This window comes from Mariniflexile sp., assembly GCF_041583155.1.
GTDB lineage: Bacteria > Bacteroidota > Bacteroidia > Flavobacteriales > Flavobacteriaceae > Mariniflexile.
Genome location: NZ_JBFHGK010000061.1, coordinates 1 through 17,596, shown reverse-complemented (window position 1 = coordinate 17,596; position 17,596 = coordinate 1). Strand labels below are relative to the sequence as shown.

The window sequence follows — 17,596 nt, the reverse complement described above, 5'->3', positions numbered from 1 at the left end:
GGGGAGGAGTATTTTCCATTTAAAAAAACCTCCTTTGTAATAACTGTAAAACGCAATTCCTGCAACAAATAAATTTAAGATAAGTGCTGAAGATCTCATTGTAACGGCTTCAATTCCAAATAGTGCCATTAAAGCTAAATAGCCGCTAGCTCCACCATGACCGACTGATGCATATAAAAAAGCAACAATAAATAGGATGATTAAAAAATAAGGTTCCATAAACAAGAATTATTGTTAGTTAAATATTTGATTTAAAGTTGATTATCACAAACCAAAGCGTGTTCATTTTATAATTTCTAATCAGAAATTAAATATTCCTCAACTGCTTTATTTTCTTCTAGAGCTTCTAATATTTCATCAATTTTATCCTCGTCTGTAATTCCGCCATAATAATAATTATCAGGCTGAATAATAATAACAGGACCTTGTGGACATATATTTAAACAAGCTGTTGTGGTAACAGCGACATCCAATCCTCTATCGGCGGCTTCCTCTGTAAGATATTGTATTAAATCTGTTGACCCTCTTTTTAGGCAGGTGCCTTTTGCTTCGCCTACCATTCTGTAGGAGTTGCATAGCAGTATTAAATGATCTGGCTTTTTCATGTTGTTATTGTTTTGTTTGAATAAATTGTATGCTAATATTTTTTAATGAAGTCTTAGCAGCCCATGGCATTACCACCGCAACCACTTCCGCATTTACCTAAGGTTGTTTTAAGTACCGATTTTAATTTCGTTCCTTTATAAACGGCATCTAATCCATCGTCAATTAAGCCAGACATTTCTACTACAGCAATGCCAACTTTTTGAAGTAAATCCACTGGTTTTGCGCCTACGCCATTTACTAATATATAAGAACAATCTTTTAAGGTTTTAGCGAGATTAATCCAACGCAGATCTCCGGCGCCTTTTGCTGGAGCAAAGCGTCTTTCAACCAATTCATAACCCGAGGTGGTTTGTTTGTAAATCAAGAAATCGGTAGCTTCACCCAAATGTTTGTTAATCATTAACCCTTCATAACTAGCAACCGCTACGTACGGTTTAGTTTTATCGACGGCAGTTGGCATTGCAGCACATTGATCGATTAATTGATAAGCACTTGTATCGTCTTTACCTAACATGCCGGCGGCATCAGCTCTACAGCGTGCGCAATGCGTCATGGGTTTAATATACTTATGGATAGATCGGATAATATTTCGAATGGCTTCACCGGTAGGTTTTTCAAAATCTGCCATATCACTTCCTTCTGTTGGAATTAATGGGATACAGTTCATAGTGGTTGCTCCTAATTCGCTCACTATTTTAGCAACTTCCTCTATTTCAGTGTCATTAACACCCGGAATGATAACGGTATTTATTTTTACAACAATACCTTTTTCAACTAATTTTTTAACCGCTTCACCTTGTTGGCTTAGCATTAATTTTGCCGCTTCTGTACCACGATACATTTTTTTATTGTAGCGTGCCCATTTGTATATTTTTTCTAAAGTTTCTAGTCTGAAACTGTTTATGGTTACTGTAACGTGGGTTACGTTTAGTTTTGCAATTTCATCAATATATGGCAGTATATTTAAGCCATTTGAAGAAAGACAAAATATTTTATCGGGAAATTCATTTTTTATCAATCTAATAGATTCTAGTGTTTTTTCGGGTTCTGCAAAAGAATCGCCAGGTCCCGCGATACCAACAGTAGAAACATTTTTTATTCTTTGTGAAATGGCTCTTATGTAGTTAAGCGCTTGAAAAGGTTTTAAAACAGAACTTGTAACACCTGGTCTGCTTTCGTTTACACAATCGTATTTTCTATTACAATAACCACATTGAACGTTACATTTAGGCGCTACTGGTATATGAATTCTTGCGTATTTTAATTTCGCTTCTTTGTCGAAGCAAGGGTGTACCTTATTTAAAGCTGTAGTATTTTCCATGTTCTTACGTTTTTATGGTTTTCTATCTTTTCAATATTTAATTTTTTAATAGTATTGGTTACATATATTTATACCCAACTGGCGAATGATCTTGCATTTCTTGAATTAGTGTATTTGCAATGAGGTCGAATAATTGCTGAGTGCCTTCGTAACCAATGTGTTTAATTCTAGCGCCTCCCAATCTATCATGTATAGGGAAACCCACTCTTGCTAAAGGGATTCCTAGCTCGCGAGCTATATAATAGCCTTTGCTGTTTCCAATCAAAATGTCTGGTTTTAATTCTTTGCAAACCGTGGCTATTTCTTCAAAATCAAAATTATCGTGAATCAAAATTTCAGTTCTCGGATTGATTTTTTCTTCAATGACAGTTTTTAATAATCCGCTGTCACCACCAGAAGCACATAACACGGTTTCAATGCCAATTTCTTCTAGAAATGAAATCATAGCAACTACAAAATCTTCTTCGCCATACACCACTGCTTTTTTACCAAATACATATTTGTGTCCGTCTACATAAGCATCGATTAATTTTCCGCGTTGTTTTGTATATTTTTCAGGAGTTTTACTGTTTGATAATTTTTCAAGTGCATTAAAAAAGGCATCGGTAGCATTAATCCCCATAGGGATATTTAAATTTATCCTTGGCACATCAAATGTGGTTTCTAAAAATTCAGCAGCCGATTTCGATTGTGGATTTGATTTGTTTAAAATATACCCAAACTCAATAGAGGCTTTTGAATTGGCTGTTTGTTGTAATTCTTTTAAGGTTGTGCCTCCTTTAGGAAGTTTTTCATATTCTCCGGTATATTCATTATCTAAAATATCGGAATAATCAGGAGTCATAATGCCTTTGATGCCTACATCTTCAAATATTTCTTTTAACAATTGAAGGTCTGCTGGCGAAAGAAATCCAGGAAATATGTTGATATTTTGAGTTGAATTATCTTTTGTGGCAAATGCTTTAACAAGTGATAAAACCGTGTCATGAAATCCGTTAATGTGCGTACCCATAAAACTTGGCGTATTTACAAAAACTAATTCTGGAATAGTAGAATCTTGAGCATGTTCTGTTTTGTACTTATGAATAATTTTTCGCATATCATCACCAATTACTTCACTTAAACAGGTAGTAGCAATGCCAATTATTTTTGGTTTGTACTGTTTTGTAACATTGTCTATGGCAATAAATAAATTTTTTTCGCCACCAAAAATGGCTGTTTCTTCGGTAAAATTAGTTGACGCAATATCTACTGGTTCTTTATAATGACTTATCAAATAACGTCTTATATACGTGGCACAACCTTGAGACCCGTGGATTAATGGAACGCAGCCTTCAATACCTTTAAATACAATGCTTCCTCCTAAAGGTGTGCATACCTTACAAGCATTACGAGTTGATGTAAATGCTTTTTCTTTGTCTATTATTGAGGTATCCATATGTTATTTGATTTTAGTGAATTGAAAAACAGGACTCATGGCTGTTGCATAAATTTCTTTAGCAAAGTTTAGCATGCCCTCGTAACCAGCCAATGCCAATTTTCGTTCATGGTTATGATCGCAAAAGCCTAAACCTAATTTATAAGCAATTGGTCTTTCCTTAACGCCGCCTATTAAAATGTCGGCTTTGGTTCGTTTAACTAATTGAGTTAATTCCAGTGGGTTTGTGTCGTCTACAAGAATGGTTCCTTCGTCGCTTAGGTTTTTCATTGTTAAATAATCTTCCTTGTTTCCTGTTTGAGAACCAACAATAACAGTTTGTACCCCAATCATTCGAAGTGCTTTTATTAATGAAATTGCTTTAAAAGCACCCCCAACATAAATAGCTGCTTTTTTGCCAGTTAATGCTCTTTTATAGAATTCTAGTTGGGGTAATAAATCGCTTACTTCCGTCCGCACCAACTCAATGGCTTTGTCCATCATGTTCTTATCATCAAAAAAACGAGCAACACTGTAAAGTGCATCGGACATATCTTCTATCCCGAAATAGGAAACTCGCATATTAGGAATTTGATATTTCTTTTCCATTTGAACAGCGAGGTTGCTCATAGAGCCAGAACATTGAACAATGTTAAGAGCTGCTTTATGGGACTGACGAATATCGTCTACACGACCATCGCCCGTGATAGTCGCCATAATGTGAACGCCCATTTTTTCGTAATAATCACGCAATAAATAAAGTTCGCCAGCAAGGTTAAAATCGCCAATTATATTAATGCTGTTTGGTATAGTGTCATCGGTTCCTTTGCTTCCAACAAGTTTCATTATGGCATCGCAGGCCACTTTGTAACCGTCTTTTTTGGTACCGGCAAAACCAGGTGCTTGTACAGTTATTACTTCAACGCCTGTAATTTTCGTTACACTTTTGCAAACGCTTTCAACATCATCACCTATTAAATCGACTATACAAGTAGAATATACAAAAGCCGCTTTTGGCTTGTACTCGGCAATTAATTCGATAAGCGCATTTTTCAAGGTATTTTCGCCTCCAAAAACAACTTGTTTTTCTTTAATATCGGTTGAGAAGCTGAGTCTATGAATTTGTGGTCCCGAAGATAATGCACCTCTAATATCCCAAGTATATGCAGCACAACCAATGGGACCATGCACTAAATGGAGTGCGTCTGAAATTGGATATAAAACAACTCTAGATCCGCAAAATACGCAAGCCCTTTGGCTTACGGATCCTGCAAGACTAGATTTGTCACAACTTAATTCATGAGAATCTGTACCCTTTGTCATTACTTGTTTTTGTCTGCCTTTTAGTATAGATTCCATATGATCAAATTTTAATTTATATATTCATTTTGAACTTTTTGAATGCTTTTTGTTTAGGTTTACATAACCAATTCAAATTCTGATTCAGTTGATTCTAAATCTTGTTTATCCATGATTAAGTCTAGTATTTTTTCCAAAATTCTAAGACCACCCATGTAACCTAAGGTTGGAAAATAGGAGTGACCAACACGATCTAAAATCGGGAATCCCATTCTTAAAAACGGCGTGTTTTCGTCTCTTGAAATATATTTACCATAGGTGTTACCTATTAATAAATCAACTCCTTCTTCTTTAATCCATTGATGCATTAAATACATGTCTGCACCAGTCCCATTTTGGAATTTAGCTTCTGGAACTATTGGTAATAGTAATTCTTCTAGTTCTTTTTGCATTTTTTTGCCTGGTGTACCCGAAACCACATAAACAGGTTTCATATTCATGTCTAGTAAAAACTCAACTAATGGAATTAATTGATCTGGATCTCCCCATAGCGCAACACGTTTACCGTGTAGATACTGTTGCATGTCTGTAATCATGTCTACTAATCTGCCTCTTTCGGCGGTAATTTCATCAGGAATACTTACTTCTGCCAATTGAGATAGTTTCATGATAAAACGGTCTGTTGCTCTTACTCCAATAGGAAGCTGTGTAACTTCAAAAGGAACTTTACATTTAATGTTTAAATTTTTAGCGGCATCAGTAGTTGCCCACTCTCCAAAGGCCAAAGTTGCTTTATTGTCTCCTGTAGCAATTAATTCTGGCACCGTTGTTCCGCCTTTTGGATACATTTGAAAACTACCAGTTTGCGGGGTGTCAACAACATCAGAAGTGTCAGGGAATAACGTAAATTTTGCGCCCATAAGGTTTGCTATCCTTTTTACTTCGCGCATGTCTGATGGTTCGACCCAACCAGAAATTAGATTTATTTTATCGTTTTTTACTCCTGTAGATTTTGATAAACATTTTACCATGCCAGTTACCATATTGGCATAACCTGTAACATGAGATCCAATATAACTAGGTGTATTACAATATATAACGTGTTTGCCTTCTGGAATTTTACCGCCTGCATTTGCTTTTTCAACAATTTGAGTGAGGTCATCACCAATAGTTTCAGACAAGCAAGTTGAATGTACGGCAATGACGTCTGGTTCATAGATTGTAAAAATATTGTCTATGGCTTGCATTAAGTTAGATTGTCCTCCAAATACTGAAGACCCTTCGGTAAATGAGCTGGTTGCCGCCATTATAGGTTCTTTATAATGTCTTGTAAGTGCACTTCTGTGATAGGAACAACAGCCTTGTGAACCATGGCTATGTGGTAAACACCCATGAATTCCGAGTGCCGCATACATGGCTCCAACTGGCTGGCAAGTTTTGGCTGGATTTATTGTTAAAGCCGACCTTTCTTTTATATCTTTTGTGGTATGTCTTAATAACATAATATCTCTAATTTAAAGTTTGTAAATTGTTTTATAAATGCGCTTTAACTCAATTAATAAGCTGAGTTAGCCATTTTTGCTACTAATTCTGGTTGATTTTTCCAAGGAGGAGGAATTAAGCCCCAAATTTTAGTGTTCACCATTTTGTCTATATCCTTGTAAAAATTAACAGCTCCTTTAAAACCTGCGTAGGGTCCGCCATAGTCATAACTATGTAATTGTTTTAATGGCACGCCATATTTTTGTATTACGTATTTTTCTTTGATACCGGCGCCAATAATGTCTGGTTTATAGAATTCGATTAATTTTTCGGTTTCCCAATGTGAAATATCATCAATTACTAAACTGTTTTTTTCCATATCGGGCATCATGCCTTCGTACTCGGCAAATCCATAGCCTTTATTTTCAAGTGCTGTTTTTTTAGCTACTAAATCTTCTCTCCATTTAGCTTCTTCTTTGCTTATTTCAAGTTCTTCAATATTTCTGCTGTCGGCATCAATTTTTATACTGTCAATAACTTTTCGTCCTTCATAATCATCTCTATGCCCAAATTCATATCCAGCAGAGACGGTGCGCATTCCTATTTCTCCAAATAATTCTTGGTAGTGGTGCGCTCTAGACCCTCCAACATACATCATACAAAGTTTGCCTTCAGTTCTGGTTTTTACATCTTCAATAGTTGCTTTAACCTCTAACATTTCGCGAGCAATAATTTCTTCGGTTTTCGCCATTAGTTCTTCGTCTTCGAAATATTCAGCAATCTTTCGTAATGATTTGGCTGTGGCATCGGCTCCGATAAAATTGATTTTTATCCAAGGAATACCGTATTTTTTCTCTAGCATTTCAGCAATATAATTGATGGATCTATGACACATTACGGCGTTTAAGTCTGCCATATGTGCATTTTCAAACTGATGAATACTTGAATTACCACTAAAAGTAGAAACAAGCGTAATTCCCATTTCTTCAAAATATTTTTCAAGTACAAAAGAATCACCACCAATATTATATTCACCCAATAGGTTTAGTTTAAATTTCCCTCCCGGATCGGTGTCGTTTAAACCAACTACATGTTTAAAAATGCCGTTGTTGGCAATATGGTGACCAGCGGATTGACTTACACCTTTATATCCTTCACAACTAAATCCGAAGATGTTAATACCCAATTCTTCTTTCATTTTTTTTGAAACGGCATGTACATCATCTCCAATTAACCCGATAGGGCAGGTTGAAAATACACCTATGGAATGTGGTTTGAATATTTCGTAAGCTTCTCTAATAGCTTCTTCTAATTTTTTTTCACCTCCAAAAACAATATTAGTATCCTGCATATCTGTAGAAAAGCAGTAGTTCATGTAGTTTTCGCCATCGGGACCTGCGTCTGTTTGGTTTCTTCGCGTAAGCCAAGCGTAAAATGAGCATCCAATAGGGCCGTGAACAATGTTTATAATATCGCGAGTGGGTCCTAATATTACACCTTTACAACCTGCATAACAGCAGCCTCTTTGCGTAATAATTCCCGGAATAGTTCTAATATTTGATTGAATTTCTTGATCTTCCTCAGGATCATTAGTAACCAAAGATTTTGCTCTCTTTTTTCCTATTTTACTGGGGTATTTGTTTAATATTTCTTCTATTAATTCCGATGGATCAGGAAATATGTTTTTATTATTTATAGACATGTTTTTTCGTTTTAAGTATTAATCCAATACGCTATCTCCAGATTCACCAGTTCGAATACTTATGGCTTCAGAGTTAGGTAGTACAAATATTTTTCCATCACCAGGTGCATTTGTTCTGTTGGCATCCATAATGGCCTGCACAGCTGTTTTAACTTTTGAATCTGCTACCGTTAGTGTTATCATGCGATGCAATCTGAGTCTTGGTTCGGGTCCCAATAATGCGATGGCTTCAGGTTGGTTGTTTTTTACACCTTCCATAACTTGGGCATCCCATTTTCCTTTTCCACGGCCATAAACTTGACCAGTTGCTGTAAATGATGGTATGTTAGCATCAGAAAGGGCTTTTTTTGTTTGATTCATTGTGTGAATCCTTAATATGGCTATGATGGTCTTCATTATTTTTTTCTTTTAAAGTTCTTTTGTGCCACGACTTATCGTATAGGCTTCTTCAACTGAACTTATAAAGATTTTACCATCTCCAAAAGCTCCTTTTTCTCCTGTTCGGGCGGCTTCCATAATTGTTCTTACTGAAAAATCTTTGTCTTCGTCTTTAACAACAATCATTAATAAATCTTTCGGAATTTCATCATAAGTAATGTCGCCTACTTTTATTCCTCTTTGTTTTCCGCGCCCAACTACAGGTACTTTTGTTACAGCTACATATCCGGATTCGAATAACGCTTTAATTACGGTTGCAGACTTTTCAGATCGTACAATAGCTCTTATTAATTGCATATAGTTATTTTTTAAATGATGAGTTTTATTAATTTAAAATTCCAAATTCGATAAGTAATCCTTCCAATTCTTCTATTTCAAGAGGTGTTGGAACTACGAATAATTTGTTTTGGTCAATTTTTCTTGCCAATTGTCTGTATTCATCTGCTTGAGAGTGTGTAGGTTCGTATTCGATGACTGTTTTTCTATGAATTTCAGCTTTTTGAACCATGTTATCGCGAGGTACAAAATGAATCATTTGAGTTCCTAGTTTTTTGGCCAATTGTTCAATCATTTCGCGCTCGTTATCTACAAGACGACTATTACAAATAAGTCCGCCTAAACGTACCGCACCTGCTTGGGCAAATTTTACAATACCTTTGCATATATTGTTGGCAGCGTACATGGCCATCATTTCTCCAGATACCACAATGTAAATTTCTTCAGCTTTTCCATCTCTAATTGGCATGGCAAAACCACCACAAACTACGTCTCCTAATACATCGTAGAAGGCATAATCTAATGACTTATCGGTATCATAAGCACCTAGTTGTTCCAACATATTAATAGATGTGATAATACCACGACCGGCGCATCCAACTCCAGGCTCTGGTCCGCCAGATTCGGTACAGCTTGTGTTTCCGTAGCCAGGTTTCATGATGTCTTCTAAAACAACATCTTCACCTTCTTCCCTTAAAGTGTCTAATACTGTTTTTTGAGCTAGACCACCTAATAGAAGTCGTGTTGAATCGGCTTTAGGATCGCATCCTACCACCATAATTTTTTTGCCCATTTCGGCTAATCCAGCTACTGTGTTTTGTGTAGTGGTAGATTTACCTATACCACCTTTTCCGTAAATTGCTATTTTTCTCATAATTAAAAATTTTAGTGAATCTTTGAAACCAGATAGCCAAGTTCTGTGCCATTAGAATAAATTAATAAAGAGGCTTTAAGTAAAATGATTTTATATATCTGATATTTAGATTGTTAAAAATTTTGAATAATTTTTTAGAGACAATTTGATAAGAAAGAAACTTTACATTAATGTAAAATATAAAGGCTGTTTTTACATAATTGTAAAAAAATGATTTTAAATAATTATTAGTAAATTAAATAAATCAATGAAAATAAATTCGCACTATTACGTTTTCGTTGATTAAAATTAATAGAAATGCCTTTTTTTGTAAAAATTATGTATTTTTACAATTCACAATATGCTTCCTAAAAATGAAGTAAGAACTAAATAGCAATACAATGTCTACACCTATAGATAATACTATTAAGGACGGATTCAAAAGTCATTATTGCCATAAGGCTGGGAGATTTTGTAAAGGGGATACGGAACTGCCGTTATTGTTTGAAATCAGTACTATGATTAATAACAGTCGGTTTATCAAAGACACTTTAGATCCCATTATGGAGTTGGTTGCAAAATATTTAGATGCCGAACGTTCTATGTTATCGATATTAAACCGGGAAGTATCCAAAATTTTAATTGAAGCTTCCTATGGTATTTCGGTGGAAGATAAAAAGCAAGGAAATTATTTAATTGGGGAAGGGGTAACTGGAAATGTGGTAAAAACGGGTAATCCAATATTTATAGATAAAATTGATTCTGCATTTGGTTTTGCTAATAAAACTAAATTGCAACTTAAAACTAAAGCCAAAAAAGACATCTCTTTTATTATTGTACCTATAAAAGTCGATTTTGAAATCGTTGGAACATTAAGTATATCAAGGATATTTGACGAACGTGTTAATAAAGATGAGCTCATTCGAATTCTTTCTGTTATTGGGGCGATGATTGGACAGGCAGTTAGAGCAAGGCAAGATAGAATGGAATATATTGAGCGTTTAAAAAATGAAAACCAACAATTACATTTAGAACTTGAAAATCGATTTTTACAAGAGAATATGGTTGGTAATTCATCTAAATTACGTGAAATTTTTAAACAAATCGAACAGGTTTCAAAAACCCACGCTACAGTACTTATAAGAGGTGAGAGTGGTGTTGGTAAAGAGTTAATTGCCGATGCTATACATTATAAAAGTGATAGAGAATCCAAGCCCTTTATTAAAGTAAATTGTTCGGCCTTACCGGAAACGTTGATTGAAAGCGAATTGTTCGGACACGAAAAAGGCGCTTTTACGGGTGCTTCAGAACAAAAGAAAGGACGATTTGAGTTGGCTGAAGGCGGTACTTTATTTATTGACGAAATTGGTGAATTATCTGCGCCGATGCAAATAAAATTGTTGCGAGTACTTCAAGAAAAACAATTTGAACGATTAGGAGGAAACAAAACCATACCATGCGATGTAAGAATTATAACGGCAACCAATAGAAATTTAGAGAAAGCGATTGTTGAGGGTAGTTTTAGAGAAGATTTGTACTACCGTCTTAATGTGTTTCCTATATACATGCCCGCTTTAAGGGAACGGCTAAATGATATTCCGCTTTTAGCAGACCACTTTATCCAAAAAGCTAATAAAAAAAATGGTACAAATATTATTCGAATTGCTTCTTCGGCCATCGATGCTTTAATGATTTATCATTGGCCAGGGAATATTCGTGAATTGGAAAACTGTATTGAGAGGGCGGCCATTATTAGCACCGATCAAGTTATTAGAATAGAAAATTTACCACCTACACTCCAAACGGCGGAATCATCCAGCACTTTCAGTAAAGGAACCCTTCAAATTATTGTCGAAAAAGTCGAAAAACAATTAATTATAGATTGTCTTACAGCAAAAAAAGGAAATGTTCTGCAGACAGCCAAAGAGCTCAGTATTTCCAATCGTAAACTGGGGTTGAGAATTGACAAATACAATATCAATGTAGATAAGTATAAAGGTAAAGCGAGTTAATTGCATCAAAAAACAATAGGCTTTTTACAAGTTAATTTAGTTTATAATTAATGCTGTTTTTTATTCATGTGCGCTAAAAAACTTCCAAATTTCATCGCAAGCATTAATTTCTCTACTTGTATTACCAATAATTCTTTTGCCCAAGTATTGCTTGCCACCTGGCGAAGTATGACCACCACCCACAATTTTATATAATTTAAGTGCGCCTCCTGTGTTACAATTGGTATGACTTGTTATTGAACTAAAATTTAATTTGAAAAATTTTATTCTAAGAAATATCTAAAATTAAATTTTTATAATGCGCTCGAACGAACTTCTTTAAATTTACAGGTTCAATTATTTTAATATCACCTTGCTGAGCAAGTATAAATTTGATTAATTCTAAGTTGGGAATAAGTTTAAAATATACTTTGGTAAATCCATTTTCAACGTCATCGGAGATTCTTTGAGAATAATGTACAGAATTATTTTTCAAATAGGGCAAATAATTTTCTTTAACTTCTAATACAATTGTTTCTGTGCTCGGGGTTTTAAAATATGGTTTTGAAGGCTCCCATTCACTTAATGGCATAGAGGCTCCTAAGGTATTTTTAAAGTCAAGTATTTTTTGTTTGTTGTCATCTATTAAATTAATCTCAAATTGCTCTTGTGTGCTTAATGAATCTATTCGGTCACACCCAAATACTTTTGCCATTGGGTAGTCTGAATCTAATTCAAAAGCTAGCAAATGCCATTGACCATTATGTTCCTTTAAAACCAACGGTGCTACATGGTGAGTTCTTTTATCTTTTGAGTTATATTTTTTATACACAAAACTTATAGAATGGCGGTTTGATATAGATTTTAATATAGATGGCAATATTCCAGTACTTCTAGTAGGGGGCGCCTGTAGCGTATTCTCATCTGTAATGAACTGATGTAAGCTACTTGAGTTCATTTGGTCTTTAACCTTATTTAAAATGTCTATTTCATGGGTTATATCATTTTCTATATAGAACTCATAGGAGCCGCTTTGATTTAAATCATAACCAAGGTCTTTTATTATACTAAAATCTCTTTGAAGTGTTTTTTCTGAAACATAAATATCAAAATTTTCTAATCGTTCTTTCAGATTTGTCTTTGTTAATCGGTTTCTCTTTAAAATTTTAATAATAAAAATTAAGCGCGATAAGTTTGGATACGATTTCATTCTTTTTACAAGGTTGGACATTATTTGTCCAATATAAGCGGTAATGTTGTAGAAACAAAATATTATGGTTATAAATTTAACAGCTAGTTACTTAACTTTTGGATTATTAATACACTATGTGGTTTCTAAGTTAGATAATATTGAAATGTCTGACGATTTTAAAGAATCAGATAAACCGATAAGTCCTCACTTGGTTATATTATTTTGGCCCATACTATTAATAAGTATTTGCTATTATTTTATAAAAAATTAATCAATCTTAGGACATTATTTGTCCAACCAAATATTTTCATTTGTAAACAGTTAATTCATAAATACAACCAAACATGAAACTTCCATTGTATCCATCCTTTTTTTTAAAAATTCCATACTTTCAAATTCTTTTTGATAATAGATATGAAGGTTTTGAAGAAGAGTTTACAACTTATTTTAATCATAATTTGGAAACAAATCCAGAGGAAAATTTTAAATTATTTAAAGAGTTTTCTCAATTAAAATTCCCTATTGAACAATTGAACATTGTTCATAATTTAGGTATATACTACTTTAGATACCAAAAAAATTATTGGGGGAAACGACCAAAAAATTCCATTGATTTTTTAAAATGGGAAAGCTCTTTTGAAAATTTTCTTCCAACTTACGAAAACAAACTTGGTACTAAGATTTTGATGTCACCAAAATGGGATAAGCAATCTGAATCCTTTTCGGAGTTTTTTATTACCGAAATAGACGTGCATCAAGCAGTTATGGAAGGATTAGATATGATGTTTTTTAGTGAAATAGTTCCTTGTGCCTTACTTCCAGCCTTTGCGCTGTCAATCCTCATTATTTACTATGAGCACAAGACAGAAATAGAATATTTTCTAGAACAAAAAGACCCTACATTTAAAATAATCTAGTTGTTAAAAATTAAACACATTTAATTAAATTTATATCGTATGAGAGCACTAACAAAGTCGAGATTTAAATTGGGATTGGAATGCCCTAACAAATTGTATTATACTAAAAAGAAAGACTATGCTAATCAGAAACTAGATAATCCATTTTTAGAGGCATTGGCATCAGGAGGTTTTCAAGTTGAAGAGCTTGCTAAGCTACATTATCCTGATGGGATTTTAATTGAAGACAAAAAGTCGGATAGTGCATATAATTATAAAGAGAAGATACTGGAAACTAATAAACTCCTTGAGAGGGAAAATGTCGTTATTTTTGAAGCAGCTTTTCAGTTCAACAATCTTTTTATTCGCGTTGATATTTTGGAAAAAAAAGGAAACCAAATTAATCTCATTGAGGTTAAGTCTAAATCCTTTCAAAAGGGAAATCCTAAAAAAGATGTAAAGTACAATACGGATTGGAAATTTTATTTATTTGATGTGGCATTCCAAAAATATGTTATCGAAAAGGCATTCCCTGAGTTTATAGTGACTCCTTTTCTAATGTTAGCAGATAAAAATAAGAAAACAACTATAGACGGATTAAATCAGTTATTTAGAGTCACAAAAAAAACAGATAACCGAACAGGAGTACAAACACATATATCTAAGCTTGAAAACCCTAGACAAGAGTCTGTTTTATCTACAGTTGATATTTCAAATATTATAAACGATATAGAATCTGGTAAACATAGAATTTTAAAGGATTTTGACTTTGAAGATGCCATTCAACTTTTTGCAAAAGCCTATGCTGAAGATCGTTATTTTGATTACGATTTAAATTTTCAAGTCTGCAAAAAATGTGAATTTAAAACTGATAATGATAATCAAAATTTAAAGTCAGGATTCAAGGAGTGTTTTTCAAAAAAAATGGGTTGGAAAGAAGCTGATTTTAACGAGCCTAATGCCTTTGAAATATGGGATTTTAGAAGATGGAGTAAACTAAATGACTCGGGTGTATTCAAACTAAAAGACATTGAAGATGAGGTTTTTGGGGATAAAACGGACTCGTTTGTTAAAATGCCAAGAATTAATAGGCAACTTATTCAAAAGTATAAATCAATAGAAAATGATTTTGAACCAGAGGTTTTAAAAGAAGCATTGAAGTCAGAAATGGATACCTGGATATTTCCTCTAAACTTTATAGATTTTGAAACTTCAATGGTTGCATTACCATTTTATGCTGGACAAAAACCCTATGAGCAGGTTGTTTTTCAGTTTTCGCATCATATACTTTTTGAAGATGGGCGTATAGAACATGCAAATGAATTTATTAACTTAAACCCAGGTGAATTTCCAAATTTTGAATTTGTTCGCGCTCTAAAATTGGCATTAGAACAAAATCAAGGTAGTATTTTTAGATTTTCTAATCATGAAAATACCGTTTTAAACCAAATTTTAGAGCAAGTTTATGATTCAAATTTAGCAGATAAAAATGATCTGTTTGAATTTATTCAAGGAATTACCCGTGCCGTAGAAAGTTCTCCTTTTCCAAGTTGGATAGGCTCCCGCTGTATGATAGATTTATGCCAAGTAATTAAGGATTATTATTATAACCCATATACCAAAGGCTCAAACTCTATTAAAGAAGTACTACCAGCCGTTTTCAAAACAAGCCAGTATGTAATTAATAAATACAGTCAGCCTCTAGCGAATTTAAAAGTCACATCAAAAAACTTCAAGCCTAGTAAAATATGGATTACTAAGGAAAACGGTGAAGTTGTAGACCCATATAAATCGCTTCCGCCAACACACAAAGACCATGATGATAGTTTTGAACTTATAGGTGAAATGGATGAAATTAATAATGGAGGCGCTGCTCTTACAGCCTATGGTCGTACCCAATATACAGATATGGATGATAGAGAGCGTAAAAACATAAGAAAAGCCTTGCTTAAATACTGCGAATTAGATACTTTAGCTATGGTCATGATATATGAGCATTTATTGGAGTTAACTAGGAATAGATTTGATTTCTAGTCCTTTTTATAATGCTATTTATTTAACAAATCATATCGTTTTATTTTTCTATACACATAATTTTATTACCCAATGGATGAACAAGATTTATTATTAATTGAACAATTTAATTTAGAATTTAATAAAGGAGAAATTTATTCTTCATCAGTGATTAAAGAATTTTTAATTACAAGTAAAGATGCTAAATATGAAAATCCCGCAGCATATACTTATAATAGATGGAACAAGGGAATGGCAGAAATCTTTCCTCTTTTTGAATGGTTGCAAAGAGGTGAGTATCGCTATTTGGGATGGAATTACCCGTTTTCAGGATATATATATCATTATCCGCAAGGCGAGATACATTATGCCATAGGGGAATATTCAAATGGTCGTTTTAGTTTTTATAATTCCGAAATTTCTAATTTTTCAGAATGGAAACAATCAGATGATGATGGCATTCGGATTATTGGTTTAAATTCAAAAGTAACTTTCACTTCTACTAATGGGAGTATTTCTCAAAGAAGAAAATTAACTAACAACATTGATTTAAAAGATGGATTAATCAATGGGTTTGATTATTTGTATTTTGAATCAAAATTAGGTCAATTACTTATGAATAAAAGGGTAGGTGATTATTTTATTTTTGGAAATACAGAGTATAAAATTGAAGAAATAAATTAAGTATTGTTAATTTTTTTTAGTTATGCATAAAACTGTTTTTGACTCAGATTTTAAAATTGAAGAGAATGATTTATTATTCGATTATCAGAAACCATTAACGGAAAAATTAGATTCTTCTAATAAAGAATTTGATCAGAATATCTTAAATGAAATTGTTCTTTGGAAGGTTAATAGATATGCTGATTTTGATAAAGAAATACTTCGTCTTATCAATTCAATAGATACTAATCAAGACGTTTTGAGTAGAGAGATAACAAGAAAAGTTTTAAGTAAATTACTAAAAATTAAAGGGGTACAAATTGCCATGGCTTCAACCATAATGAGATTTAGAAACCCGAATGTTTATCAGATTATTGACCAGAGAGTTTATCGCGTTATTTATAAAGATAAGACGTTGAACTTAAATACTACTCGTACAGAAAAAAACATAGAATATCAAATAGAATTATATCTCCAATATTTGGAAGATTTAAGAAATACATGTGAAAAATTAAATATCCCTTTTAGTGAGTCAGACAGAATTTTGTATAAAGCTGATAAGCGAATTAATAAAGATATTAAATTGAAATATTAATTTACTTGTTAGATTATTTTAATCAAATGGAAGTTAAACATAAAAAATTTATTGTTGATTATTTATTTGGTCTAATAGAAGGTTCTGCTAATGGACTTGAAGAAGCCCTTAATGATGAATTTCTATTGGATTTCAATTTAGTGCCAGAAAAATTGGAAGTAAAGGGAACCAATAAATTTACAATTAATGAAAATGGAAGTGAAGTGTGGATTGGAACCATGACGGTTACGTTAATTATGGATGGCGAAGCGTTTAAGGTCACAAGAAACTGGGAAGAGGAATATTATTTTAATATAAAACACCCTGATTACTTAATTGATGAAGATTTTTATGATAGCCATAAAACATATGCCTCAGTAAAGTACCGTGAGATAATGAAGAGTCTATAATCGTATTTTACTTAAAAATGTTTTTGATGTTACATAAAAAACGCCTTGTTCATAATTCTATGTAAACCTTATAAATACTAGATTATCTAGTTATTTATTGTTGAAAATAAATTACATCAAAAAACAATAGGCTTTTTACAAATTATTTTGGTTCGTTAAAAATGCAATGCTTTATTCAAGTTCGCTAAAAAACTTCCAAATTTCATCGCAAGCGTTAATTTCTCTACTTGTATTACCAATAATGCTTTTGCCCAGGTATTGCTTACCACCTGGCCAAGTATGACCACCACCTATAATTTTATATAGTTTGAGTGCGCCTCCCGTGTTACAATTGGTATAACTTGTTATGCTAACGGTTGTTCCGTCCCATTTATCGTTATCTGGAAGCTCTATTGTGGGTTCTTGCTGCATGCAGCTATTCTTTTCTTTCCAGAATGCTACGTAGTCATCGTTAGAAACTATT

General features: G+C 33.3%; 17 protein-coding genes and 1 pseudogene. 6 read left to right on the top strand and 12 right to left on the bottom strand.

Annotation, left to right across the window (positions count from 1 at the left end):
- From ABYI63_RS15780 to nifH, 10 genes and pseudogenes are all read right to left on the bottom strand, one after another.
- Window positions 1-219, bottom strand: a pseudogene (locus tag ABYI63_RS15780) (sulfite exporter TauE/SafE family protein); the annotation flags it as partial.
- 77 nt (window positions 220-296) lie between these two features.
- A complete protein-coding gene (locus tag ABYI63_RS15775; RefSeq protein WP_372757715.1) occupies window positions 297-605 on the bottom strand; it encodes a ferredoxin in 309 nt (102 codons plus the stop codon).
- A 53-nt stretch (window positions 606-658) separates the two neighbouring features.
- Window positions 659-1,927 (bottom strand): radical SAM protein, encoded by a 1,269-nt coding sequence (locus ABYI63_RS15770; protein WP_372757713.1) that lies wholly within the window; start codon window positions 1,925-1,927, stop codon window positions 659-661.
- 58 nt (window positions 1,928-1,985) lie between these two features.
- On the bottom strand, window positions 1,986-3,365 hold the full coding sequence (locus ABYI63_RS15765; protein WP_372757712.1) for a nitrogenase component 1: 1,380 nt from the start codon (window positions 3,363-3,365) through the stop codon (window positions 1,986-1,988).
- 3 nt (window positions 3,366-3,368) lie between these two features.
- The gene (gene nifE / locus ABYI63_RS15760; RefSeq protein WP_372757710.1) at window positions 3,369-4,703 is read right to left on the bottom strand and encodes a nitrogenase iron-molybdenum cofactor biosynthesis protein NifE; all 1,335 of its coding nucleotides are present in this window, start codon (window positions 4,701-4,703) and stop codon (window positions 3,369-3,371) included.
- A gap of 59 nt (window positions 4,704-4,762) precedes the next feature.
- Entirely contained in the window at window positions 4,763-6,145 is a 1,383-nt protein-coding gene (gene nifK / locus ABYI63_RS15755) for a nitrogenase molybdenum-iron protein subunit beta (protein ID WP_372757708.1), read from the bottom strand.
- Between the two features lie 53 nt (window positions 6,146-6,198).
- Window positions 6,199-7,827: a nitrogenase molybdenum-iron protein alpha chain gene (nifD, locus tag ABYI63_RS15750; RefSeq protein WP_372757706.1), complete on the bottom strand. Its 1,629-nt coding sequence runs from the start codon at window positions 7,825-7,827 to the stop codon at window positions 6,199-6,201.
- 18 nt (window positions 7,828-7,845) lie between these two features.
- Window positions 7,846-8,223 (bottom strand): P-II family nitrogen regulator, encoded by a 378-nt coding sequence (locus ABYI63_RS15745; RefSeq protein WP_372757704.1) that lies wholly within the window; start codon window positions 8,221-8,223, stop codon window positions 7,846-7,848.
- A 12-nt stretch (window positions 8,224-8,235) separates the two neighbouring features.
- Window positions 8,236-8,562 carry a P-II family nitrogen regulator gene (locus ABYI63_RS15740; protein ID WP_372757702.1) on the bottom strand — a complete coding sequence of 109 codons (327 nt, stop codon included), beginning with the start codon at window positions 8,560-8,562 and terminating at the stop codon, window positions 8,236-8,238.
- Window positions 8,563-8,590: 28 nt separating this feature from the next.
- Window positions 8,591-9,415: a nitrogenase iron protein gene (nifH, locus tag ABYI63_RS15735; RefSeq protein ID WP_372757700.1), complete on the bottom strand. Its 825-nt coding sequence runs from the start codon at window positions 9,413-9,415 to the stop codon at window positions 8,591-8,593.
- A 380-nt stretch (window positions 9,416-9,795) separates the two neighbouring features.
- Here nifH and ABYI63_RS15730 point away from each other — a divergent pair, with 380 nt between their 5' ends.
- Window positions 9,796-11,406 (top strand): sigma-54 interaction domain-containing protein, encoded by a 1,611-nt coding sequence (locus ABYI63_RS15730; RefSeq protein ID WP_372757699.1) that lies wholly within the window; start codon window positions 9,796-9,798, stop codon window positions 11,404-11,406.
- Between the two features lie 268 nt (window positions 11,407-11,674).
- On the opposite strand, the gene ABYI63_RS15725 is transcribed toward ABYI63_RS15730, so the two are convergent.
- Window positions 11,675-12,595 carry a helix-turn-helix transcriptional regulator gene (locus tag ABYI63_RS15725; protein WP_372757697.1) on the bottom strand — a complete coding sequence of 307 codons (921 nt, stop codon included), beginning with the start codon at window positions 12,593-12,595 and terminating at the stop codon, window positions 11,675-11,677.
- A 326-nt stretch (window positions 12,596-12,921) separates the two neighbouring features.
- On the opposite strand from ABYI63_RS15725, the gene ABYI63_RS15720 reads away from it, so the two are divergent.
- The 5 genes from ABYI63_RS15720 to ABYI63_RS15700 all read left to right on the top strand — a co-directional run bounded on the left by ABYI63_RS15720 (window position 12,922) and on the right by ABYI63_RS15700 (window position 17,133).
- Window positions 12,922-13,494, top strand: a complete 573-nt coding sequence (locus tag ABYI63_RS15720; protein WP_372757695.1) for a hypothetical protein — start codon at window positions 12,922-12,924, stop codon at window positions 13,492-13,494.
- 39 nt (window positions 13,495-13,533) lie between these two features.
- On the top strand, window positions 13,534-15,507 hold the full coding sequence (locus tag ABYI63_RS15715; RefSeq protein WP_372757693.1) for a DUF2779 domain-containing protein: 1,974 nt from the start codon (window positions 13,534-13,536) through the stop codon (window positions 15,505-15,507).
- Window positions 15,508-15,579: 72 nt separating this feature from the next.
- Window positions 15,580-16,170, top strand: a complete 591-nt coding sequence (locus ABYI63_RS15710; protein ID WP_372757691.1) for a hypothetical protein — start codon at window positions 15,580-15,582, stop codon at window positions 16,168-16,170.
- Window positions 16,171-16,192: 22 nt separating this feature from the next.
- Window positions 16,193-16,744 carry a hypothetical protein gene (locus tag ABYI63_RS15705; protein ID WP_372757689.1) on the top strand — a complete coding sequence of 184 codons (552 nt, stop codon included), beginning with the start codon at window positions 16,193-16,195 and terminating at the stop codon, window positions 16,742-16,744.
- A gap of 26 nt (window positions 16,745-16,770) precedes the next feature.
- A complete protein-coding gene (locus ABYI63_RS15700) occupies window positions 16,771-17,133 on the top strand; it encodes a hypothetical protein (RefSeq protein WP_372757687.1) in 363 nt (120 codons plus the stop codon).
- A gap of 171 nt (window positions 17,134-17,304) precedes the next feature.
- Here ABYI63_RS15700 and ABYI63_RS15695 read toward each other — a convergent pair.
- The coding region (locus ABYI63_RS15695; protein WP_372757685.1) for a hypothetical protein at window positions 17,305-17,596 on the bottom strand (292 nt) is incomplete at its 5' end.